The sequence below is a fragment of the Colwellia sp. BRX10-1 genome, assembly GCF_014077545.1.
Taxonomy (GTDB): Bacteria; Pseudomonadota; Gammaproteobacteria; order Enterobacterales; family Alteromonadaceae; genus Colwellia_A.
The window spans coordinates 46,550-71,505 of the sequence record NZ_JACGWC010000021.1 but is presented as its reverse complement, the minus strand read 5'-3'; the positions used below and the strand labels follow the sequence as shown (position 1 = coordinate 71,505).

Genomic DNA, 24,956 nt, shown 5'->3' with positions numbered 1-24,956 from the left:
AACCTGTTGCTTGGTTATGGGTTTTCCAGACATATCTTTCTCTATTGAATTTGATATATCTAAAGTGTACCAAAACCGGTCAACCTAATTGTCGCGACCCGGCCAAGCTAATTGTCGCCTAATACAAGCTTGTTTGAATAGCGCGTAAACATAGCTACATGCAAAGACCGCAAGATAACCACAAGAAAAATACAGCTACCTTGGGGGAGAAGTAAAGCTTGCCTGAAATTCATTCATTTAATCAAAACATATAAAAATCGATATGCAAAGGCTTACAAGATAAAGTACATGCATTGTTTTTGACCAATGGATAGCCGTGTTTCAGAGCATTATTATTGTGTAGCATTATCATGGCTGGCGTAGTAATTCTCACTGTTGCACATGCTTTCGGGAATTAGTCGGCGCAACCTGAAATGGAAATTACTGGTCGTTGACCTTTATTAGCTTGCTTATAGGTCAGCTTACAAAGTGTATCATCTGCTTTTATAGCATCAGCCAGCATACCTTCTGTATCACTCAAAAATGTAAAAATAATTGGTGATGAACCAGTTAACTCCCAATCAGCGCCTTCAGTGAAATCTAGAACTAATCTTATGTTTGTCTGTGTATTGGAAGGATACCCCCAATGAATCTTTATTCCTGATGATAGTTCTGCATCTTGTAAATTACCAAGTCCTTCAACTATGGCCTTAGCGTTAACTAGCGTGCTAGCTGACTCTAAGGCGCCCTTTAATTCATCCATTGCGGATTGTTGAGCATCACTTCGTATGCTTATAAATTTAGGAACAGCTACCGCTGACAAAATCCCTAAGATAACAATAACCACTACAAGTTCAATCAGAGTGAAACCAGATTGATTTTTCATATGGATTAATTCCAAAAAATTAAAGAAATACTATTAATGACAGCCTGAAAGTTGTGTATAAGAGACCTTTCAGTAGAGGCACGAAAAAAGACCGTTCCTAACAAGTTTTTAATCGTAACGAGGCTTTATAATTTTCAGCCTACTTATTTAAATAAAAATAAAATAACTTATATTTACTTGAAGTTAATTCTATTATCCTATCTTTTATAGCTGTTTGATTCAATTGAATCATAAATGTGGGTATGAGGTAATAAAGAATTATCATGGGTGTCTTGATAACTTTTCTCTCTATGAAGACCCTAATATTTTCCAGTTTTTAGGTCAACTCTAGGGGGGGCCACAAGGGGTCGTTCACCGTTGTGATTTTAAACTATTCTAATCCTTTTTATTCTTTCATACTGTTGCGTATGCGTAGGGTTATTTTTGAAAGTCTAGGGCTATTAAAAATTTCTTCGCTAAACTCTTCAAAACAAGTTTTTAAAGATTCTGTATTTTTGGAACCTTCAAAATCCAGTAACAACCATTGTATTCCACAATTTTTAAGCATGCTAGCTTGTTGCCTAGGGGAAATATAATCGAATAACCAATTATTAAAACTTCTATTGCTTCTTGAAAAGTTATAAACGCAAATACAATACAGCATCACGAGTACATATCTAATAATAAACATAACTACCTACTATCGCTCTCGATATATATGGGATGATACTGCCTAACTCATCTAAAAAATCAAAAATAAAAGTTATCATGGGTGTCTTAGTAACTTTGGAAGGTAAGCGTTCAACGGACTGTCGATTTATTAAAATGTTACGTTATATTTATTGATAAACATTTCTTCTTTTTTACCTTTTATTGATAAACGCCCTTCATTCCAAATTTTTATAAGTTCTTGTCTTTTTGTTGTTGGAATTTTTTTTGAGAAAATAGGCATTTCAACCATTTTTTTTTCTAAGCCGGGCTGAACAATCTTAAGCTCATCATTCAAATTTAGTCTATTCATAACGTACTGAAGAACAAGTATATTATCAGCATATAAGTCGACTCTACTTTCTTTGATCATGTGTAAAATTCGTTCAACTACATCATCATTACCAGAGAGTACTTCAACAAAACTCGCATTATTCAGATTAGTGATGTAATTTTGATAGTCGACACTCAATGAACTGTAGTCCCAGCCTGGCCCCGTTGCGATACGTTTTCCTTTGATAGATTTTACACCATTATAGATCCAAGGATCGTCGTGCCTAACGATAAAGGCTGCTGTGTATGAAAAAGTTGCTTGAGTAGCATATTCAAAATCTTTTTCTGAATTTTTTGAAAATAGGTATTCTGGTAACATATCGCAATCACCATTTGCTACCATATCTAGCCCTCTTGCCAAAGGGACTTCATAATATTCAATTTTATAACCTTTTGATGTGTATATTTCGTGCAATATATCTATAACAAAGCCACGCGCAGAAGATGCTTCTGATGGAAATATTGTCATCGGAGGCCATTGGTCATAGCAAACTTTTAATGTCGTAGCATGACTTATATTAACTATACTGTTTCCTATGAATAAGGTTACAAGTAACAATAGCTTGTGAATTTTTTCATTTTTCAACACGGTCGCGGCCTTTATCTTTTGCGCCATAAAGTTTTAAATCAGCGCGTTTAAATAAATCTTGAATTAAATGGTCTTTTGGCTCTGTTGACACAATGCCAAGACTCACAGTATAAGTAATTTTTTTACCCTCTATGTCTAAAATAGAACTGCCAATTTCCTTCCTTATTTTATCAGCAATGAGAAAGGCGTCATCAATTCCGGTATCAGAGAGAAATATGGCAAATTCTTCTCCGCCAACTCTCCCAATAAGGTCAGACTTTCTTAAAAACTTTTGAAGTGTAGTAGTGAAATGAATGAGTACTTTGTCACCAATGTAATGCCCATAAGTATCATTGACTATTTTAAAGTGATCTAAATCCATAAATAAAAAAGATGCAGGCGACTTTTGGCGATGTGAAAGATCGAGCAAATGTTGCGCAGCTTCAAAGAAACTCCCCCTATTTAATGTGTCAGTCAAAGAATCCCTGGTGGCTAGAACTTTGAGTTTTTCATTCAATATTTGTAGGGCTTCTGTTCGCTTTGTAACAGCTTTTTCTAACCAATTTCGCTTGGCTTGTTCGTCTTCTAATAATAGTTTTCGATCTTTCTCTATGGCAGAGAGCATATTGTTTATATGTTCTTGAAGTTGACTGAGTTCGTTATTTTCAATGTTCGACAGGTTAATACGTTTATTTATGTTTTGGCTCAATTGAACCTCATTCACTTGCGACATTAATTGTTTCAAGGGACTTGCTAAGTAGCGATCGAACGCCCAGATAAACAGCCAAAACAAAATAGATAACTTGATGATTTCCGTAATTGCAATTAAGGAAAAGCCGAACAAAACACGATCTAAAATAACTTCTGACGATGAATAAAGGATAACCGTTCCAAGCATTATATTTTGTTCATTAAGCGTCCAATTTAAGTCTGATGTGGTATCAAAAATGGATAAGGGGGGCGATGTCAAAGCGTAAGCTCTTTTAGAGATAATACTTTTGGCATTCTTATCAAGAATATCAACACCCTCGATAATTGGCATTTTGACAAGTCCTGCGATGAGAGCATCTAATTGATTATGATTGTATTGCCACAAACTTGTTGAGATAGGTTTGTGGACTGTTTCTTCCAACTGTTTCAATTCAGTTAATATTGAATCCTTCGTTTTCAAATATTCGGCCAAGAACTGCATACTTGTGATAAGACAAGTTACGCTCAAATAAATAGTAAAGATAACCCGCATCATTTTTTTTGATAGATTATTGGGGCGAATAAAACGTGCAAACATTAAACACTACTTATTGATAAGCTTGAAACTTAGATTAACATTAAATGACTTATGCGCTCAATGTAAGAATAGTAATCTAAATCGGTTAATTGTCTCCTTTATTGTTTAGCTAACTATTGTATTGTTTAACTGCTCATAGCACTCAATATCACAATATCTTGAAGATATAATCAAACAAAACTTTAAAGTTTCTAAATGGTTTTCAACAATATCTTGGGGTAACCAAAAGTGTAAATCAGCTTAAAATATCACAATGTCCGTTTTGTTAAATAACTTCTGTTATTGGTGTAAACTTTATTGTCGAAAATCACAAAGAAAACTCTAAAATCAAAGATTTTGAATGTCCATTTTAGTATCTGAAGTTAATCTAAATTCGAATTGATTTTAGTGATAATTTAAGTCTGATTTTGTGGAAAAAATTAGCGTTACAGAATGATTCTTGACTAGCAGCTATGATTTTGAGGCCGACGCTAGGATTAACGAATTACTATTGTTAGTAATGCGACTTGCAGTGATTGATGCTTTAAATTAAAGCGACAATTCTTCCGATAAATTAGCCCTTTCAAAGTTAATAAAGTTGTTATGATTTCTCAACGTGAATTAGAAAAACAAATATTTAATATTGATTAAAATTACTGAAAGCAGACAGTCAATTTACATGATTTTGTCTACTAAAAATTTAATCGTTCTAAAGCGGTTTAGGGCACAAACCGAGATAGGTCCTGTGTGCCGACTTGAGCGTAGTTTAACCTATTGATTATTGATTATACTCCTTTGGAAATAACTCCACCTCCCTTTTTTTTGGAAAGCTAATTGTTCTTTGACTTTTAAGGTTTCAGGCCGAACCTTTTAAATTGGCCAGTCGTAGCAAGTTAAAATCATTGCCGCGACTAATCCGTTTTCCCTTTACAACCTTTGCAGTGAATTGTTACAAAGCCTCCATTGATAATGGTAGCTAATATGAGTGTTTGATATTACTTCCATTTATTTTCAAATGCTTTATTTGGCACATCATCATCGACTATAGGTAACTGTAACCCAGTAATTTCTTGTTTTTTGCACAATTGTGGAACTAACTCTATGTGATTTTCTGTCATCTTTTCATCAAACATCAGTGTCAATAATACTGTTGCACCTGCTTGTTTCAGGTCTTTTAGCGATTCGCTTAACTCAACGTTTATTGTTCCTGGACACGTTTTAAAATAATTTGTGCACTACTTTCTATATTTATCGAGTTGTTAAGATATTTATTCATAACCTTCTGTATCTAAAGTAAAATATGTTTTTGGTAATACTAGATGTTTTTCTATTTGGTGCGATTTTTTACCTCTTCATAATGCATCATAAGATTCCAGGTAGAGCTATCGTGAGCGAGATCGATCGAGTTATTGTGAAGCTCGCTTTCTATTCTACTGGCTAAACCTTTACCCAGTTCAACTCCCCATTGGTCAAAAGAGCATATTTGCAAAATAATGCCTTGAACAAATATTTTATGTTCGTAAATTGCAATTAAAGTACCGAGCGTAAATGGCGAAATCTTATTCATTAATAAAGTATTGATTGGCCGGTTACCTTTATGTACTTTATGGGGAGCGACTTTATCTATGTAGCTAGGTGTTCGTCCCTTTGCTGTTAAATCGTCCCTAACTTGTTGTTCATTAACACCTTGCATTAAAGCTTGAGTTTGCGCGAAAAAATTAGACATGAGGGCTTCATGATGGCCTTCTATAGGAGTAACACTTTCAACCGAGCCAATAAAGTCGGCGGGAACAATGTTATTACTTTGATGTAAATATTGATAAAAAGCATGTTGACCATTAATACCCAACTCCCCCCAAATTGATGGAACGGTTGGATAATTGATAGTTTCACCATCCCAGTTCACCGATTTACCATTACTTTCCATCTCTGCTTGTTGCAGATAAGCCGACAACATATGTAAGGATTGATCATAAGGTAAAATGGCTTGAGATTGAGCACCTAAAAAAGTGCAATTCCATATACTTAATAATGCTAATATCACCGGAATATTATGTTCTATCGGTGTATCACAAAAGTGGCAATCCATTTCATAAGCACCATCAAGTAACTCCCTAAAACAATCAAAACCAAGATTAATAGCGATAGGAAGCCCGATAGCAGACCATAACGAAAATCGTCCACCAACCCAATCCCACATATCAAAGATGTTTGCTTCTGCTATACCATACTTCATGGCATTTACTTTATTAGCAGTAACGCCAATAAAGTGTTTTGCGATAGCTGATTGATCAAATGATGACGCAGTTAACCATTTAATCGCTGTTTTAGCGTTTAACATGGTTTCTGTCGTGGTAAATGTTTTACTGGATACAATAAATAGCACTTTTTCTGGGTTTAATGGTCGAAGGACTTCGGCTATTTGGGTGCCATCAACATTCGACACATAATGGACGTTAACGCAGTTATCACTAAACCTTTTTAATGCCTCGGTCACCATTTGAGGTCCCAAATTAGAACCACCAACGCCAATATTTACTATATCGGTGATACGCTCACCCGAATATCCTCGCCATAAACCTTGACGAATATCATCACTAAATTTTTTAACTTGTTTTAGTGTTTTTTCAATATCTTCTGAAATATTTTTACCATCTACCCAAAGTGGTTTTTTAGAACGATCCCTTAATGCTGTATGCAAAACAGCACGATCTTCAGTTTTATTAATACGTTCACCACTAAACATTTTTTCACGCCATTTTTCAACTTCACACTCTTTAGCTAGATTGGTTAATAGCGTAATAGTTTCTTCTGTGATCGCATTTTTAGAATAATCTAATAGTATAGAAGGCAGTTTTATTGAAAACTTACGAAATCGCTGACTATCTTTTGCAAATAAGTCCTTCATATGTTGATTTTTCATTAGCTGTGCATGTTGGGTTAATTGCTGCCAACTATTGAGATTTTCTCTAGATTGCATGTCGATCCTAGGTAAGTAAGTATGAGTAAGTTATGTCGAGTATTAGATATCAGTTAAGTGTGGTAATGCCGTGAAGGCCCCTTTTTTCTGACAGGTAAAAGCGCCACAGTTAGCGCCAAATAACACCGCAGCAGAAACGTGTTCACGTAGCTCAATGATTTCATATAATGTATCGATACTTTCATCATCTTCCACAGATTTAGCGAGTGAAAATAGAAAACCTGAAATAAAGCTATCTCCGGCTCCAGTAGTATCAACGGGAGATACTTTAGGTACTTTAAGTATTATTGAAAAACTAGCACAAGTTACTTGAACAGGGTTTGCACCATCGGTGATGACAATCAGTTTAGCGCCAAGTAATAGTAAATATTGTACATAAACATCGACATCAACCTGCTTTATTTTTGCTAAGTATTCGGCTTCGTCTTTACTCAATTTGACTATGTCACTTTCTTCGATACAAGCTTCAACGCGTGACATCAATAGGGATAAATCTTGCCAAAGTTGTTGGCGTAAATTTACATCAAAGCTAATTAATACGTTATTTCTTTTCGCATTTTTTATCGCATAAAGCGTATCGCTATACATTGGCTGGCTAGTTAAGGTGTTTGAACAAAAGTGAAAAAAACCCATGTTTTGCCAGTTAATTTTATCAACTTGAGAGATGCCATATTGCATGTCGGCAGTATTATGACGATAGAAATTAAATGTTCTCTCACCACAAGAGTCTAAGCTAACTAATACTAAAGCGGTATTTGCGCCTGCTATTCTTTTAACGAAATCGGTATTAACGCCTTCATTTTCTAATGCTTGCATGAGCATGTTACCAAAATTGTCTTCACTAACACCTCCAGCAAAGTATCCTGCTCCACCTAACTTAGCATAAGCTACTGCGACATTGGCAGGCGCACCTCCAGCTAACGGAATGTAACTGGGGTCATTGACTGACGTTGGCAGAAAATCGACCAACACTTCGCCATAACTGATTAAAGAAAACATAGATTCACCTTGAAAAAAAGCCCATATTAAATGGGCTAGTTAATACTTCTAATATTATAATTTAGGATTAAAATTCGTATTTAAACGTAAGAGTCGTTGAACGACCTTGTATTGATCTTGCACGGATAATAGTTTTGGCAGAAGCAGCTGTAGCATCTTCTGCTTCGGTGATCCCCACAGTTTCAAAAACATTGTTAATATTTAAGGAAACACTAAATGCGTCAGAAAGACGGTATTGAGCAAAGGCATTTACTTGAACATAACCGTCTAAAATAAGTGCGTTAGGATCAGTTTGGTCAAAGTTATCTTGAGCAAATGAATCTGAAGTGCCAATAACGTTAACACCCGCAGAACCTTCATTGAAGTTATAACGACCTGTTATAGAGTAAACAACATCGGCTTGTCTTCTTGGCGTATTACCAACAACGCTTGGGTTAACAAAATCTTTAGTTATTTCAGAATCAGTCCACGTTAAGTTAGCACGTACATCAAAATTACCAACATAGTAAGTTGATTCAATTTCGATACCTTTTGATTCATATTCACGGTCAAAAAATCGTTGACTAGTTGCTTCAAAATTTTGCTCTTGCGTTTGTGCAAAGAACGCTGTTGCAAAGACAGACAAGTTATCTTGACGGAATTTAACACCCAATTCCAATTGATCTACTTCATCATAAATATCTTCATCTTTTGCAACACCAGCAGCATCTATTTTACCAAAAGCCAAGCGGTCTGCGTTAGCGGTAGCCCCCTTGCTGATACGACCAAATGCAGCTAAGTCGTCATTAATTTGAATATTAGCGCCTAAAGAGTAAGACACGTAGCTCCAATCATAATTTACATTGTTAGCATCGGCGTTGTTTACATTTGAAACACTCGTTTCGATTTGATGAATACTGCCGTCACCGTTCATGTCAACGGTCGATTGAGCAGCGCCTGCGAAAGTCCCCGTTGCTGTTCCACTGTCAAAGCGAACACTACCGTCTATATTGATGTTATCAAAACTTGTGCTAAACGCTGCGTATGGAGCAGAAACTTCATATTGTAGATCGTAATTACGCGTACAACAGTTACCCCAAGCTGGAACACCGTATCCAATAACACCATTGTCAGAAAATTCAGTACCGTCAGCGGCATTTACATCAACAAGCGCAGCATCTTGGCCTTTAACTTCATATAAGTAAGAATTCCATAACCACGATTGTTGAATGGTTTGAGATGAGTTATATAAACCAAATGTAAAACTCGTGTCGTTCATCGTTTTTGTTAATTTAAAATCGTTAACCATAAAATCAAGGTTAGTCATTTCGACATCAAACGAGTGAATACGCATAAGGTTATCAGCAGTATAAGCATTACCTGCTTGTGGACCATTTGCGTAAGTTAATGTTGCGCCATCACCTGCTATACTGTCAGCTAAGCCTTGACTTCCTTGAATACTTTCAGGGAATGGACCAGTAAAGCTACCTTTAGTGCGAGAAATTCTCATTCTGTTTTCAACAGACCAGTCATTGCCTAAATCAAATACAGCTTCAAAACCAAGCGCATCAACTTTCGGACTCATGCCATTACGCATATCAGCAAGACGTCCATTTCCAGCACCATCCGTGGTGATCATAGAGGTGTGATATGGAGTGTGCGGAGTTCCAGTTGAAGCATCAAACCCTTCAACTGAAGAACCATCAGCATAAACAGGCATAGGTAAATAAGCGGTTGTTGTATCATCTAAGTGTTTGAAATAAAGTCTAACGTAACCAGCATCGAACTCTTTAGTTATATTAGCTTTAATTTGGCCGCCTTTATTACCCGTATAACCAGTATCACGTACACCTTCACCTTGACGGTAGAACCCCCCAAGATGGAAATAGGTAGAGTCGTTAATGTCGCCACCAAATTCAAAGTCTGTGCGAGTAGAGTCGTAATCTAAACCGATTGTTGTAGCTACGCTACCTCCTTCAGTTTTACCATTTTTGCTAACGATATTAATTATGCCGCCAGGAGCATTTGTAGCAAGTGTAGATGCAGAGCCACCACGAATAGCATCAATAGAAGCCATTGTAGAATCTATGCGTAAGAAAATATCTGTGTTACCAAAAGCGATATCGCCAAATTGTAGAATAGGTAAACCATCTTCTTGAATTTGCATGAATTTAGCGCCACCTGCTGCTACAGGAAGACCACGAACCGCAAGGTTAGCGTTACCGTCGCCACCTGATGCTTCAGCACGAACCCCGGGGATATTTCTAAATGCCTCTGCACTACTTCTTGGTGCTGCTACTTCTATTTGATCACCAGAGATAGTACTTACTGAAACGCTTGATGCCATCACTGTTGTGCCTTTACCCGTGGCACCTGTTACTACGATTCGCTCAAAATCGATGCCTTTTTTATTTTCTACTTTCGTTTTGGTTGTTTCCGCTGCACTTAAGCTCGAGCATATAGCCATGGCCAATGTACTTAATATTAATTTTTTATATGTTGTATGTTTCATTTACTTCCCCAAGTTTTTTTATAGTATGTTTTATATTTTAAAATCTTTCTGCTAAAACGACCAACTTAATCGATTAAGATGATTATTGTGTAAGAAGCAGTCATTTTGCAAGTTATTTTTTATATTCAATTTTGTTTTTTTATTAATCTACTGATAAATAATAAGATTTAGTTTTGAGGATTATGCTGAGTGGGATCAGCTATCAGGTTATAAATAGCAGCTAACGCTAGAATAGCTGAAAAGAATGTTGCTAAGTAAAAACCATAAGATACATGACCAAACAGATCACTGATAATGCCCATAAGAAGTGGAGATACTGCTGCAGAAACAGCGGTAAAAAACAGAATAACTCCAGCAACAGCACCATGTTTTGATGGGTGGAAACAACTGATCCCTTTAGAATTAAGGGTCGGATATATCATCGACATAAATAAACCTGAAAGTGGCAATAGTACAACTGCTGCTTCAACACCCATTATTGCTGTGCCTAAATAACACAAAAATACGGCTAACGAGAACCAACACATCACTGTTTGCCAGTTAAAATGTTTTAGCATCCATACTCCTAAAAATCGACCTCCCGCTCTTAAAGCAAAGAAAATAGTGAGTGAGTATGTAGCCAGCCAAACCAGAGAGCCTGTATAATCAGCCAAGAGTGTTGGCATCCAAACGTAGATGGCAACTTCTGTGGCAACATATAACGCTATTGCCAATGAAAATCCCATCGCATAAGGGTCTTTCATTACTTTAAGTGAGCTTTTTAAATTTATTTTCCCTTCCGTACTTGGTTTGCTGACCGGGTATTTAGTTTTCATTGCGGACAAGCATAGTAGTGCGCATAACACACCAGCACTTATGTATAAGTACTTCCAAGATATACCAGCAACAAGTAAGTAACTTACAATCGCGGGACCCACCATAGCACCTATACCAAAAAATCCTTCTACCTTGTTCATCGTCGACGTATGATCTTTATTTGACGAAGAGATGTCACCAATAAGCGCTAACGCACCTGTTTTAAATAAACCAATAGCGATGCCAATTAAAGCGAGTAGTGATAAAAAATACAGGAAAGAACTACCTAAGGAAAATAAAAAGCATGCGATAGAGAAAATTGCCAACCCAATAACAATCGTTGCTTTTCGCCCCCATTTATCGGCCAAGTATCCTAAGAACAAACCACTCAATGCAATGAAAATCATGGGCACATAATGAAATGCACTCGCTTGTGTTAGATTTAATTGATAGGTTTCTATTAATTGTGGAATGATAACCCCTACTGCATCCGAGGTCATAGCAAAAACAAAAAACATCATATATGTCAGAAGTTTAATTCTATTTACCGACGCATCTTCAGATAGTTGTGGGCTTAGTGTTAAGTTATTCGTTTGGTTCATTATTCTTCCCCAGTTAATAAAACTTTTTATGTTAATGATAGCTAAAAAAAATTATCGCTATTTAGTTATTTTGTCTTAGCATCTTAAAGAAAAATTAAATTATTCTTGATTAATACTATATTGTATATAAAGATAGATCTTAATCGATTAAGATGCAACTTAAAATTAAATGGTAAACTTATGAAAAATAATGTTCAGCTAATCACCTACATTGATAGACTCACTGGAGCAGATACCCAGTCATTAACCAACTTGTTAAATGAGCAACTTTCAGATTTGTTTTCCGGTGTTCATTTGTTACCCTTTTATTATCCAATAGACGGTAGTGATGCTGGTTTCGACCCTATAGATCATACCCAAGTCGATAGCAGACTTGGCAATTGGGATGATATAAAAGAGCTGGGTAAAAATCATGAGTTGATGGCTGATCTTATCGTAAATCATATGTCAGCCCAATCTGAAGAATTTAAAGATGTATTAAAAAACGGTCAAAAATCGCCTTTTTGGGAACTATTTTTAACCAAAGATAAAGTTTTCCCGAACGGTTTAAATACTACACAACAAGACAAAATATATCGTCCTAGGCCTGGTAGTTGTTTTACTCATTTTTCATTACCTAATAATGAAAGCGCAGATTTTTGGACTACCTTTACAGACAATCAAATAGATATAGATGTGACATCTGAGATAGGGAAAGCCTATTTAAAACGCATTTTAACAACATTTTCTGAAAATAATATTAAAATGATCCGTTTAGATGCCGCAGGTTACGCACTGAAAAAAGCGGGAACAAGTTGTTTCATGCTTGACGAAACTTTTGAATTTATTGATGAGCTAAGTAGTATCGCTAATAAACTGGGGATTGAAACCCTTGTAGAGATCCATTCCTATTATCAAACTCAAATAGAAATAGCTAAACGCGTTGACCGAGTTTATGATTTTGCATTACCTCCTCTGGTTTTACACAGTCTTTTTAGTCAGAACTTCACCGCATTAGCTAAGTGGCTAGACATATCACCAAGAAATTGTATTACTGTGTTGGATACTCATGATGGCATTGGTATTATTGATGTTGGCCCAATGAATGGTAAGGCTGGTTTATTGGATGATGTTGAAATCGATAACCTGGTTGAAACAATTCATTTTAATAGTGCTGGCGAAAGTAAAAAGGCAACAGGAGCTGCAGCAAGTAATGTAGATATATATCAAGTAAATTGTACATACTATGATGCACTTGGGCAAAATGACTTTGATTATTTAGTTGCCAGAGCGATTCAATTCTTCTCACCAGGCATACCACAGGTGTATTACGCTGGTTTACTGGCTGAAGGTAATGATATTACATTATTATCTAAAACAAATGTTGGCCGAGACATAAATCGCCCTTATCTAAATAATGAGCGCATTGAACAAGCATTAAATAAGCCTTATACCAAAGCAATAATTAGTCTCATTAAATTACGTAATAACACTGAAGCTTTTAATGGTGAATTTACCGTTAATAGTAATGTTTCAACATTAGAAATGAAGTGGCAAAAAGATGATGACAGTACAACGCTAATCGTCGATTTAGCTGACAGACACGCACAAATTGAGATCATAGAAAACAATAGCACACGCATTATTAGTTTAAATATGTTGCTTAATTTAAGCTGAAAGCTCATGAATTAATATTCAGTTTATAATAGAACTAAGTATACTATGGCGAACATTGTAAATTGCTGAAATTTTAAGGTAATCAAAAAGGTCATCATGACAGATAAAAAAGTTTGGACGCTTAAAAGTGTTGCTAAAGAACTCGGTGTTTCAAATGCAACAGTCTCTAATGCATTTAACAGACCCGATCAACTATCTAAAAAGCGTAGAGATGATATTCTCGAGTCATGTGAAAAAATGGGTTATTCAGGACCTAACAAAGCGGCTCAATCGTTAAGAAATGGTCGCTTTAATATCGTTGCTTTAGTGCTACCTGACAGTGTTGAATACATGATAACAGATCCGGTGGCGAGTAATTTTGTAAAAGGTGTTTCATCGGTTTTAGAAAAAAGTAAAGTCAATTTGTTATTGTTTTCTGGCACTTCTGAGAATATCAACGCGGTATCTGATTTTGTTGATGGCTTTATTTGTTACGGTAGTCCACGTAATACAAAGTTAATTGACCAATTAAGAACGACAACAAAAAAAGTTGTTACCGCAGATTTTGATATAGATCGTAAAGCATCTGTAGGTATTGACAATGAACAAGCCGCTTATGAAATAGCGAAACTTGCAATAAAGTCAACAGATGATGCCATCGCTATTCTTGGCTTGAGATTACTCGATTCTAATGTAACTTGTCGTGTTTACGATTTACCAAGTTCAGACTTTAAATGTTCAATTGCTCATCAACGCTTAAGTGGTTATCAAAGAGCAATCAAGGAGTTAGATGTTAACCTCAGAGCTGATAGAGTGTGGAACATACCTGAAAGTAAGCATCATTCTGCCTTAATTGCTGCTAGAGAAGCGTTAACATCAACGCCTCGCCCAAATGTTTTACTTTGTATGAGTGATCTTATTGCTTTAGCTGCCATAAAAGAAATTAACGCTATGGGACTTAATATTCCTGAAGATATAAGAGTGGTTGGTTTTGACGGTATCGATGAAGCTCTTCGTTCTACTCCGCCCTTAACAACAGTGCATCAAAATAGTGAAAAAAAGGGTGTCAAAGCTGCAGAACTTTTTATCAATAGAGCGACTGATTCTGTATTAATTCCTTTTCATATAGAGCATGGAGGGAGTTGTTAAACTCAAGGGCACCTTTTATAACCGTTAATGACTATAATCAGATAACTAATCAATTATTTTTAGCTATATCGCATTTTTATGGTGAAGTCATTCTTAGCTCTATCTCGCATAGGTCGAAAGCGCCGTAGACCTAACGCCATGCAAAAATGTTAGGCAAAATTTCAGTTGTAAATTGATGTGAGTTTTTAAGTTAAATTGCAGTAATCAGCTTGAACCCGACCTTAAGAACATTAGCAAGTTTACTTCCGGTTTACTTACCAAGAAGTCATTAAAACTGATTTTTTAATTGCTCATTGTAAGCTGGGCTAACGTTTGGGACACATGAACCGTAGCTTTACCAGGTTTTATCCCCTAAAATATTAATGGCATTTCTTGAAGTAACTGTAAATGGATTTCCCCCAATGAAAAATTTGCGATTTATTTTCAATTTGGAGGAAATTTAAAAAAATTAAAGTGCTGTAGACTTTCTTTTTGGGCGCTCGCTCGATGGTTTTGTAACAGATTCAGATGCAATAACCGGTGCTTTACTTCTTGCTCTTTTTTTCTTTTTTGAATTCTGACTTACTGAAACGACAGAATTGATAAACTCTGCTGATTTCTTAGTCGGGTTATAAGCGACCTCAATAATTTTACCGTTATATTCGATAATATCGCCGCGGCGAATTTTTTTACGCTTTTGAACTGAAACTTCATTATTTACTAAAACATTACCTTCACTGATCATGGTTTTAGCTTCGCCGCCGCCACCAACCATATTGGCAATTTTGAGTAATTTACATAGTTCTATAGGTTCAACACAAATGTCGATAATAGTGTGTTCAGACATGAAATACGCCTAATAATTTTAAATAATAATATCGTCGAATTCTAACATATATAACCGCTAGTGAATAAGAATTATATTAAGGACACTGGGCATTGTTAAGCTAGCATAGCCAGTAAATACTTAATGTAGCAATACCTTAAAATTTAACTATTTCTTTTTAATTCACTATTGGGTTATACATCTAATAAACGTTCCCTTTTTAACAATTAATACTACTGAGTTAGTTAGTGAGTAACGAATTTAGCTAAATGCACTACTTAAAAGTGATTTAGTCCATCGACTGCTTAAGCATTTAATACAATGCTTTAGAGAAAAATCCAACTGGTACATAAGTACCGTTGGACTTTTATAGGTTTGGAATTAAAGATTAACTATTTAATCAATTTTTAAATCATGCTTACCGTGATTTTTTTTGGTGCGTAAATAATTGTTATTATCATCTTTTAAATGCAAACTCGTATTCACTTGTTCGACAATATTAAAATAATCTTTTAAGGCATTTATCTTTTTAGGATTATTAGTGATCAAACGTAAATCTGTAACGGCTAAGGCTTGCAGCATAGTCACTGCATCTTCAAAACTACGGGCATCTTCTGCAAAACCTAAGTGCTTATTAGCTTGATAGGTATCCATGCCTTGGCTTTGTAATACGTAGGCATCTAATTTATTGTATAAACCAATGCCACGACCTTCTTGGCGAAGATAAAGAATAATTCCGCCCTGCTCTTTCATCAAGTTGATAGTTTCATCTAACTGCTCACCGCAATCACAACGTGAAGAGTGGAATACATCGCCCGTTAAACATTCCGAATGCATACGAACTAGTGGTGCTTGCTGATTTTTATCGGCCTGTTGAAAAATTAACGCTATGTGCTCATGGTTTTCATCAAACATTGTAAAGGTCGCGATTTCTGCGTCGATATCACTGTGTAATCCAACTTTTAGATTAATTCTTGCACGTATTTTATTCATGGGTTTCTTTATTAAATTAGCAAAGGCGCTGTTATTAGCCCCTTAAATATTACCACTCGTTACATTCATATTGAGATATTTATCTAGCTTTCAAGTGTTAATCAACTTTTTGGCTTAAATAGTCCACTCTGTTAGAAATTCACTGCGTATATTAACAATAATCGATTAATACGGCTAATAAGTTAAGCTTGAAATATATTTACTACAACGAAGTGTATAAGTCATTAGTGCTGTTAAATATTGAGATAACCGTGGGATTTAAAAGGTAACGATTGAATTTTGAACGAACAGACTAACTTTAGTCATCTGTTTTTCTTATTCCACTGTAAACCCTAATATGCGCTTGGTATACTAAGTGTCTGTGAGTTGCTTTGAAGTAACATCAATAATTTATAGTTGAACGTCATATTATTTAATTTTAAATAATATGACGTTCATTCAAACCGTTAAAGCGTTCCGCTAATAGATAAGAGTATTCCTTGTGATAATGACCCTCAGACCCTTTATTTTAGTATTAATAAGTGGCTTCTTGTTAATGTTAGGCTATGGACTCAGTAATATTTTATTGCCTGTGCGCATGCAGAGCGATGGAATGAGCATGAACAATATTGGTTTAGTGTTATCGATGTTGTCTGTGGGGTTTTTGTTGGGTGCATATTATAGCCGTATGTTATTACAACGTGTTGGGCACATAAGAATATTCGCGATGTGTGGTAGCTTAACTTCCGTCGCTATTTTACTTTCAGGCCTGTATCCAGAACCATTAATGCTTGCGTGTATGAGAATTGTCACTGGCTTTTGTATTGTTTGTACCAATGCCACACTTGATAGTTGGTTAAGCCACAGCGCCACAGAAAAAAATAGAGGACGCATACTATCAATTAATCAGATGATGATAATGACGGCACTATTTTCTGGTCAGTTTTTATTAAATGTCGCTCCTATTGATGACATTACTTTATTTGTTATCTGCGGCATTTTATTTAGCTTGTCTATCACACCTATCGTTATTAGTAAGCAACAAGGTCCACAAATTGAAGACAGTCAATCAATGTCTTTAATGACTGTTTTTAAGTTATCTCCTTTAGGTGTGGTTAGTTGTTTTTACTGTGGAGTCCTCTATGCGGCTTTGATTAATATGCTGCCTATTTTTGCCAGTAACAACGGTATTGCCGGCTTAGATTTATCCATCTTTATGGGCACAGCCATTTCTGGGGCGATCATTTTACAGTTCCCTATCGCCTACTTATCAGATCACTTTGACCGTCGAAAAGTTATGCTCTGTATGGTCGCAACACTCATTGTATTATGTTTATTAGTGCCTTTTCTTATTTCCTCAGATATGTTCAAACTAACCTTGTTAGCCGTAGCGCTGATTACGGGATTAGTTGCCTGCCTTTATCCAATGAGTATGTCAGAGACTTTTGATAAAGTATTAAAAGAACAAATTTTATCTGCAATGAGTTCATTATTATTAATCTATGCATTGGGCAGCATTTTAGGCCCCTACCTAGCTTCTATGGTAATGGATACTTTCGGTAGCAGTGCCTTATTTAGTTTTATGAATATCGTTGCGATAACACTGTTACTGTTTATCAGTATTCGAATGAAACTAAGAAAAGCGTTACCACTTGATGAACAAGAAAGTTTTGTTATGCAAACACCCAGTGGTGTAGTATCGGAACTCGATCCTCGTACACAATATGCAGAGGCACAATTTGAAACAACGCCAGAAGTAGAAGTTGCCATTAGCCTCGCAAGTAAAAACCCATCAGCGGCTGTTAACATGGTTAAAGCGCTAGTGCTTCGAGATCCCAAAAACGCTTCAAATTTAGCCGCGGCATTAAGTACCATAGACGCGATAGACATTAGTAAACTTTATGCGGCAATAACCTCGGCAGCACCACAAATGAGTATTCATATTGCTCAAGCTTTAACAAATGCTTGCCCTGAGAAAGCCAATCAATTAGTTGATTGGATAACCTCTGAGTATCCTGACCAATTCACTAATATCATTGTTGCTATTGCGAATACAATGCCTGACGACGGTATTAATGTCATGGAACTCGCCGCTGAAAACATGGCCGAAGACTACCCAAGCGAACTTCTAGAAATGACCAAAGAATACATGACAAATTTATCAGATTCTTTAGATGCAATGCGACCGATAGATAGAATCGCCGCGGTCTCAGAAAATACAGCAACTGAGCTTTATAATCGATTAACAGATGTTGCTCCTGATCAATCAGCAGAGCTTGCCTTTACGGTATCAGATTCACTACCTGAATCATCAAGTGATGTTGCTGAAGCCTATGTCCAAAATCTAATCGACAGTGAACAAGCTGGCTCAGCACAGACCTCAGAAAACATTGAAAATGCTGCCAATAACTATGTGAACCATATGGTTGAAAGTATTCCTGAACATGCAGTAGAAATTGCCGGTACCTTTGTCGATTCTTTCCCCGAGGTTGCATCGGATATGCTTGAAATATTGCAAGAATCAGATGATATTGAAGACAGCGAGTTAACCACTTCTATTGATAAAAAACCCTCGTAAGGTTTTATAAATCGGCAGTAACAATTACGCTATAACTTAAAACCTCCAATATCAGTAAAAGTAATTGGCCTAGAATGAAAATTGTTGACGTTAGCAATATAAGAATTAATGATAATTTTGTCTACTAAGCGAAAACTAGACGTTATTATTTTAACGTCAACAACTCTGACATTGTTGGCATTAGGAAATTCACTAAGCTTTATTATGTAATAATATTTTTACTAGATAACTAGTTACAACTGAAAAATCATTAGTATTATCAAATTATACAGATAAATATAACGACCTAGCATGACCCTTTTTTTAAACCAACCCTAGCTACAAAGAATAAGCCTCAATATTGTATTTATACAAACCTATACTAATCAGTATCTTAAGTTAAATAAGCGCCTAAAAAAACAACACTTTAGTTATTTTCATTCTGTGTTATAAATTGACTTACCATGGCTGATATCGTCCAACTTTGCTTAACTTCTAGGTATTTATCTATCTCATTCGAGAAAAAGTGACTGTAAAATACAGCAAATATCTAGGGGATTTTACTCTCTACTAAAACATGTAGACCAGGTTACTAGTGAAATATATAAATACCTTTAACATCTCGATACTTGACAGCTGTGATTACAAGTGTAATATCAACGCATCGATTACAACTGTAATATTTAAATATGTCTGAAATTACTAATACAGAATTTGAAGTTTTAGAAGCTTTGTGGGCTCAACACCCTGCTACAGCAAATAGCATTATTGAACAACTTAATAAACATAAGCCCTGGCACGATAAAACAGTAAAAACCCTGATAAATCGTCTGGTAAAAAAAGAAGCGATAGGTTTTGAAAAGCAAGAACGCCATTATCTTTATTTTCCGTTACTTGAGCGAGATGCTTATACGGAAGTTCAAAGCCAAAGTTTTATCGAACGGTTATTCAGAGGAAGAGTATCACCATTAGTTGCTGGTTTTGCTAAAAAAAACAATTTGAAGAAAGAAGATATTGATGAATTAAAGCTTCTCATTACAAAATGGGAGCAAGACAATGATTGATAACCTCTTTACTTTATTACTGCCCTTAACATTGTTGCTAACTATATTGTTAGTTGGACATAAATGGCTAATACATTATTTAGGCGCTAGTAATACCTATTTACTATGGTTAATAGTCCCCTTAGGGCTGGTGATATATTGTTTACCACTCCCTTGGCAGCAGAGTAGCCTATCAAAAATAATTGAAATAAAACGTTACTTGATAACTCCAACTGATGAACTTAAACAAAGCCTCTCTATGTCTTGGGCTCTCTATATTTGGCTAATTATTGTGGCTGCCATGATAACTTATGGCTTGTTAACTTATCATATATTTAACAAGCACCTTCAGCTCACCGCTATTAATAAGTCTATGGTGCCATTAGTGTTACCCGCAAATATATTGCTCTACCAAAGTACAGGTACTTATAGCCCGATGTTGGTGGGTTTGGTACAGCAAAAACTTATTATTCCAGAAGATTTTTTTGAGCTTTACAGTACCGAGCAACAAAAACTAATTCTTGAACATGAAATTTGTCATTTTGATCGAAATGACATTTATTGGAACCTAATTGCGCTGACTTGCTTAACGTTGTTTTGGTTTCACCCTCTTGCTTGGCTCGGCTATTTTAGGTTTCGTCAAGATCAAGAACTCTCCTGTGATCAACTCGTTCTGGCGCGCAAACCAAAAGAGAGCAGGATTAACTATAGTAAAGCGCTGTTAGTGGCGGCTCAGTCGACACCTTCATTAGCATTTGCTCAACTATCATTTAAGAAATATGGAGATAAAAAAATGATGTTAGAACGAATTAACAATTTAAAAACTCGTCCAAAAAGCTCTAAATTAATACTGGCTACCGTAATATTTACCACCGTTACTCTGCTCTCAGGATTAAGTTACGCAGGAAACCAACAGGAAAGTCTTGGAGATAAAGTCTCAAAGTCAGTTGAGCTTAAGCCTATTCAGCGTGTTAATCCTAGCTATCCTGAACAAGCAGCAAAAGACAATATAGAAGGTTCAGTAGTACTAACGTTTGATATAATGACAAATGGTGCGGTTGAAAATGTAGCGGTCGTAAATTCAAAGCCTGCCGGTGTATTTGACCAAGCAGCCTTAACGGCATTAAAGCAATGGAAATACTCTGTCAGTGACCACACGTTAAAAAATGCGTTAGTTCAATTAGATTTTTCAATGAATAAAGATACAAAACATGAAAGCTTAATTGAGCGTATTCAGATAACTAAGTAAAGTTAGCGTAATATTTTAAAAAGGTTACCTAGGTAGCCTTTTTACATTTAAATTAGTATACCCGATCGTAGAATTAATCACTTTTGCTGTAAATCTTTCCATAACCTTATCCATTTTTTGCTACTTGAATGCGCCTGTACCGTTAGGTACAATGAGTTGAGTTAAATTTACAGGTTAATATTGTGATAAAAGGTAAAAGAAGATCCTTCGATGAGACTACCGCATTAAATGCTGCGATGAATGTTTTTTGGCAAAAAGGTTATGTTGGCGCATCACTCACCGATTTAACAAAAGAGATGGGGATTAACAAGCCAAGTATGTACAGTGCTTTTGGTAACAAAGAAGCCTTATTTGTTAAAGCCACACAGTGCTATATTGATACTAAAATGAAACCTCATATGGCGTTATTATTTGCACCTGATATTTCCCTAAAAAATCGTTTGAAAAATCATATGATGTCAATTGTAACTATGCAGTGTAGCGATGAGCAAGCAAAAGGATGCTACTTAGTTTTATGTCAATCAGAACTGGTCAGTGGTGATATTCCTGAGCAAGCAAAATTGATACTCAAAGATGCTGAAGTGATTCCTAAACAATTATATGTCGATTTTTTTAATCAAGACTTAGAGGCTATCGCTTTAGGGCTAAATAAAAATGCCGACGCAAACAGTTTAAGCGTATATACGCTTTTAAAAGGCACTGCCTCTATGGCTCGTTCTGGCGTAGCTAAATCACAACTAGAATATACTGTAGATAGTATGCTTAAAGGTATCGGCGTTAACTAAAGATATCACTCTTTTTAAAAACGAAATATCAAGGCTATACACAACCAACAATAATGCGTTATTTACCATTATTTGTCTGGGCATTTAAAGTTTTACCTTCCCCCAATAAGGCACGACAAGACTTTCAGTTCACTTTTAATTACCCTTTCGTTAATCAGAATACATAAACACGTTGTTTACTCTTTAACATGGCCTAAACCTCTAGACCTTTAAATAGATAAAATTTATTTCATTAATTACGATTGACTTTAATATACCGATCGGTACAATACAAAAATCAAGACATACCGATCGGTACATATTTTAAATAAGCACCATAGACGTGAAGTACTTATTCACCGTGAATTTTTAATCTGATCAATAAAATTAAATTAATGATAAGGAAAGTAAAATGACAACTTTAACAATACATACGATTGAATCTGCTCCACAAGCAAGTAAGACACTTTTAGAAGGCTCAGTTAAAGCTTTTGGCATGTTACCAAATTTACATGGTGTACTCGCTAGCTCACCACAACTTCTTGAAGCATATCAAAAACTTCATGAGCTATTTACAAATACCTCATTTGATGCAGAAGAATTAACTGTTGTTTGGCAAACAATAAATGTTGAGCACGGCTGTAATTACTGTGTACCAGCACACACGGCTATTGCTCATTCAATGAAAGTTGATGCTGCAATTACTGAGGCTTTGCGTAATCAATCACCAATGCCAAACGCGAAGTTACAAGCACTTCAAGATATGACCTTGATTATTGTTCGTAATCGCGGACACGTTAGTGATACAGAATTAGCCAGTTTTAAAGAAGCTGGGTATGGCGAACAGCAAATATTAGAAATAATATTAGGCCTGTCTCAAAAAGTGATCAGTAACTATACCAATCACATTGCGAGTACGCCAACAGACGCACCATTCAAAGAATTTGCATGGCAGAAAAATGCATAAGTAGCGCTAGGGGGAATAGCTAAGTTAATTATCCTACTGACCATTCCCCAAATAAATGCTAAATACATTAATAACGTGCTAATAATATCGATTTATTAGCACTTTTATTGGTTGTTTTTTTGACAAGTTTTTAGTTTATTTTGCTCAATTTTATCGTTTTGTAATACTTGTTTCAAATCTTCGCTACGTTGTTTAACCGCTACCCCATAACTTTTATCATCACCCCATTTATCAGCCAAAATTGTCATTGACTCAGTGTCATGTTCGGCAAAAATTTCTCCTGCTCTAGCGGATTCAACCGGATCGTTGCCAAGTAACACCAATGCTTCAATACCAAAATTAACGGCAGAGTCAAAAGTTTCTCGTTTAAGACTTGTTACCCCAAGCTGCATAATTTGATAAGCGTGTCGTCGGTCAACAGCGCGTGCCAGAATTTTTAAATGTGGATAGTGCTTATGAGCCAGTTTAATAATATCTAATGTTTTATCGGGCTCGTCTACAGCAATAACCAGCATTTTTGCATTTTGGGCCCCTGCAGCTTCTAATAAATCTTGTCGAGCGGCATCACCATAAAAAACTTTATTACCAAAACGTCTGAGTAAGTCTATTTGGCTGGCACTGTGATCAAGAATCGACAAATGATAGCCTTGAGCCGTTAATAAACGTCCTATAATTTGGCCAAAACGTCCATAACCAGCAATAATGACATTTTTTGTGGGTTCGAGGTCTTTTATCGCATCAAATTCAGGTGTGGCAGAAGTTTTTCTCGCCAATGCCTTCTCATATAGAATCAATAATAATGGTGCACAAAGCATTGATATAGCAACGATAAGTGTAATTAACTTAGTCTGTTCTGGTGTGGTAATAAGTAGATTAGTTGTTAATGAAAGTAAAACAAACGCAAATTCACCTCCTTGTGCTAAAGCTAAAGTGAACAGTATCTTTTGACTGCCTTTCATCTTAAAAAAATGTGCCAACACAAAAAGAACCAGTGCTTTAATCGTTATAAGGGCTAATACCGTTAGCGTAACAAAGGTAATTTTATCAAAAAGAAGAGGAAAGTCTATCGAAGCACCTACGGTTATAAAGAATAAACCAAGCAATAATCCTTTAAAGGGTTCAATATCAGCCTCTAATTCATGCCTAAACTCGCTTTCAGCTAGTACAACACCCGCTAAGAATGTACCTAACGCAGGAGACAAACCTATTTTTTCCATAATCAGTGCAATGGCAATAACTAATAGTAATGCCGCAATGGTAAAAATTTCACGTAACCTTGTTTCAGCAATGTAACGAAATAATGGCGATGAGATGTATTTGCCCGCTAAAATAATGGCTGCAATAACTGCAAGAGAAATCCCCACTTGACCGTAAACGGGTAAGTGAGCAATCAAACTATGGCCAGAAGACTTTGCTGCACTTAAGTCTTGAAAGGCAAGGAGTGGTAATATCGCAAGAATAGGGATTACCGCAATATCTTGGAACAGGAGTACCGAAAAAGCATTTTGCCCCGCGTCTTGCTTGATCCAACCCTTCTCTGTCAATGTCTGCAAAACAATCGCCGTTGAAGACAATGCCAACATCAACCCTATTGCTAACGATGTTTGCCAAGGCAAACTGAATAGATAAAAACAAAGTGCAAAAATAAGCGTGGTTGTTGCTATAACTTGTAAGCCGCCTAGGCCTAGAATAGAGTGACGCAATTTCCATAGTCTGGCCGGTTGTAATTCTAGGCCAACTAAAAATAGCATCATCACAACACCAAACTCTGCAAAATGCATAACACTGGTTTGATCGCCAACCAAGCCGAGTAAGTTAGGGCTAATTAAAATTCCCGCTAACAGATAACCTAAAACAGAACCTAAGCCGAGTCTCTTTGCCACTGGCACTGCAACAAGTGCTGCAACTAAGTATATAACCGCTATTTCTAACATCTTTACATGTACTCCTTTCACTAGGGCGTTATTGAATAGTTAAAGTTGAGGATTAGTCGCCTAAGTTATACGTATTTTATCAATATTTTAAAGCTGATGCGATAGTCTAGTACAGAGTTATAGGCGAGAAGTAAAATTGTCACTTGAAGTTTAATGATGACGATAACAGCACTAATAGTGTAAATAACGATTGTATGACATCACCATAGTAACTTATCCCTCAGTCTCGACTGGAGAGACTAAAGTTGCCCGCTTATCAAAAAAAACACTGCATTATGTGAAGGAATTCAAGCG

Annotated in this window: 18 protein-coding genes; 7 read left to right on the top strand and 11 right to left on the bottom strand. The window is 36.0% G+C overall.

All coding sequences use genetic code 11. The annotated features are described in order from the left end of the window. Window positions 1–394 precede the first annotated feature (394 nt). The 8 genes from H4J75_RS15225 to H4J75_RS15190 all read right to left on the bottom strand — a co-directional run bounded on the left by H4J75_RS15225 (window position 395) and on the right by H4J75_RS15190 (window position 11,587). Window positions 395–865 carry a type II secretion system protein gene (locus H4J75_RS15225; RefSeq protein ID WP_182222609.1) on the bottom strand — a complete coding sequence of 157 codons (471 nt, stop codon included), beginning with the start codon at window positions 863–865 and terminating at the stop codon, window positions 395–397. Between the two features lie 799 nt (window positions 866–1,664). Beyond that, window positions 1,665–2,501, bottom strand: a complete 837-nt coding sequence (locus tag H4J75_RS15220) for an ABC transporter substrate-binding protein (protein ID WP_182222608.1) — start codon at window positions 2,499–2,501, stop codon at window positions 1,665–1,667. Further along, complete coding sequence (locus H4J75_RS15215) at window positions 2,461–3,741, bottom strand: GGDEF domain-containing protein (RefSeq protein WP_182222607.1); 1,281 nt, start codon at window positions 3,739–3,741, stop codon at window positions 2,461–2,463. Before H4J75_RS15215 ends, H4J75_RS15220 begins: the two co-directional genes overlap by 41 nt. A 974-nt stretch (window positions 3,742–4,715) precedes the next feature. Further along, a complete protein-coding gene (locus H4J75_RS15210; protein ID WP_182222606.1) occupies window positions 4,716–4,862 on the bottom strand; it encodes a hypothetical protein in 147 nt (48 codons plus the stop codon). 185 nt (window positions 4,863–5,047) lie between these two features. Next, window positions 5,048–6,700 carry a glucose-6-phosphate isomerase gene (gene pgi / locus H4J75_RS15205; protein WP_182222605.1) on the bottom strand — a complete coding sequence of 551 codons (1,653 nt, stop codon included), beginning with the start codon at window positions 6,698–6,700 and terminating at the stop codon, window positions 5,048–5,050. Between the two features lie 42 nt (window positions 6,701–6,742). Further along, on the bottom strand, window positions 6,743–7,699 hold the full coding sequence (locus H4J75_RS15200) for a carbohydrate kinase (RefSeq protein ID WP_182222604.1): 957 nt from the start codon (window positions 7,697–7,699) through the stop codon (window positions 6,743–6,745). 67 nt (window positions 7,700–7,766) lie between these two features. Next, window positions 7,767–10,190, bottom strand: a complete 2,424-nt coding sequence (locus H4J75_RS15195; protein ID WP_182222603.1) for a TonB-dependent receptor domain-containing protein — start codon at window positions 10,188–10,190, stop codon at window positions 7,767–7,769. Between the two features lie 167 nt (window positions 10,191–10,357). Then, window positions 10,358–11,587 (bottom strand): sugar MFS transporter, encoded by a 1,230-nt coding sequence (locus H4J75_RS15190; RefSeq protein ID WP_182222602.1) that lies wholly within the window; start codon window positions 11,585–11,587, stop codon window positions 10,358–10,360. Window positions 11,588–11,767: 180 nt separating this feature from the next. On the opposite strand from H4J75_RS15190, the gene gtfA reads away from it, so the two are divergent. Further along, window positions 11,768–13,243 (top strand): sucrose phosphorylase, encoded by a 1,476-nt coding sequence (gene gtfA / locus H4J75_RS15185; protein WP_182222601.1) that lies wholly within the window; start codon window positions 11,768–11,770, stop codon window positions 13,241–13,243. A gap of 96 nt (window positions 13,244–13,339) precedes the next feature. Then, complete coding sequence (locus H4J75_RS15180; protein ID WP_070373768.1) at window positions 13,340–14,371, top strand: LacI family DNA-binding transcriptional regulator; 1,032 nt, start codon at window positions 13,340–13,342, stop codon at window positions 14,369–14,371. A gap of 448 nt (window positions 14,372–14,819) precedes the next feature. Here the strand turns inward: H4J75_RS15180 and H4J75_RS15175 are convergent, their stop codons facing one another. After that, window positions 14,820–15,197, bottom strand: coding sequence for an RNA-binding S4 domain-containing protein (locus H4J75_RS15175; protein WP_070373769.1), 378 nt, complete (start codon window positions 15,195–15,197; stop codon window positions 14,820–14,822). A 375-nt stretch (window positions 15,198–15,572) separates the two neighbouring features. Continuing rightward, window positions 15,573–16,169, bottom strand: coding sequence for a GTP cyclohydrolase II RibA (ribA, locus tag H4J75_RS15170; RefSeq protein ID WP_182216265.1), 597 nt, complete (start codon window positions 16,167–16,169; stop codon window positions 15,573–15,575). 487 nt (window positions 16,170–16,656) lie between these two features. Between ribA and H4J75_RS15165 the strand changes: the two genes are divergently transcribed. From H4J75_RS15165 to H4J75_RS15145, 5 genes are all read left to right on the top strand, one after another. Next, window positions 16,657–18,726, top strand: a complete 2,070-nt coding sequence (locus H4J75_RS15165; protein WP_220465330.1) for an MFS transporter — start codon at window positions 16,657–16,659, stop codon at window positions 18,724–18,726. A 668-nt stretch (window positions 18,727–19,394) separates the two neighbouring features. After that, the gene (locus H4J75_RS15160; RefSeq protein ID WP_182175629.1) at window positions 19,395–19,769 is read left to right on the top strand and encodes a BlaI/MecI/CopY family transcriptional regulator; all 375 of its coding nucleotides are present in this window, start codon (window positions 19,395–19,397) and stop codon (window positions 19,767–19,769) included. Next, a complete protein-coding gene (locus H4J75_RS15155) occupies window positions 19,762–20,997 on the top strand; it encodes a M56 family metallopeptidase (RefSeq protein WP_182222599.1) in 1,236 nt (411 codons plus the stop codon). The genes H4J75_RS15160 and H4J75_RS15155 overlap by 8 nt, the downstream gene beginning before the upstream one ends. Before the next feature lie 182 nt (window positions 20,998–21,179). Continuing rightward, complete coding sequence (locus H4J75_RS15150) at window positions 21,180–21,782, top strand: TetR/AcrR family transcriptional regulator (RefSeq protein WP_182222598.1); 603 nt, start codon at window positions 21,180–21,182, stop codon at window positions 21,780–21,782. A 391-nt stretch (window positions 21,783–22,173) separates the two neighbouring features. Next, on the top strand, window positions 22,174–22,728 hold the full coding sequence (locus H4J75_RS15145) for a carboxymuconolactone decarboxylase family protein (RefSeq protein ID WP_182216257.1): 555 nt from the start codon (window positions 22,174–22,176) through the stop codon (window positions 22,726–22,728). A 104-nt stretch (window positions 22,729–22,832) separates the two neighbouring features. Here the strand turns inward: H4J75_RS15145 and H4J75_RS15140 are convergent, their stop codons facing one another. Continuing rightward, entirely contained in the window at window positions 22,833–24,662 is a 1,830-nt protein-coding gene (locus H4J75_RS15140) for a monovalent cation:proton antiporter-2 (CPA2) family protein (RefSeq protein WP_182222597.1), read from the bottom strand. Window positions 24,663–24,956 lie beyond the last annotated feature (294 nt).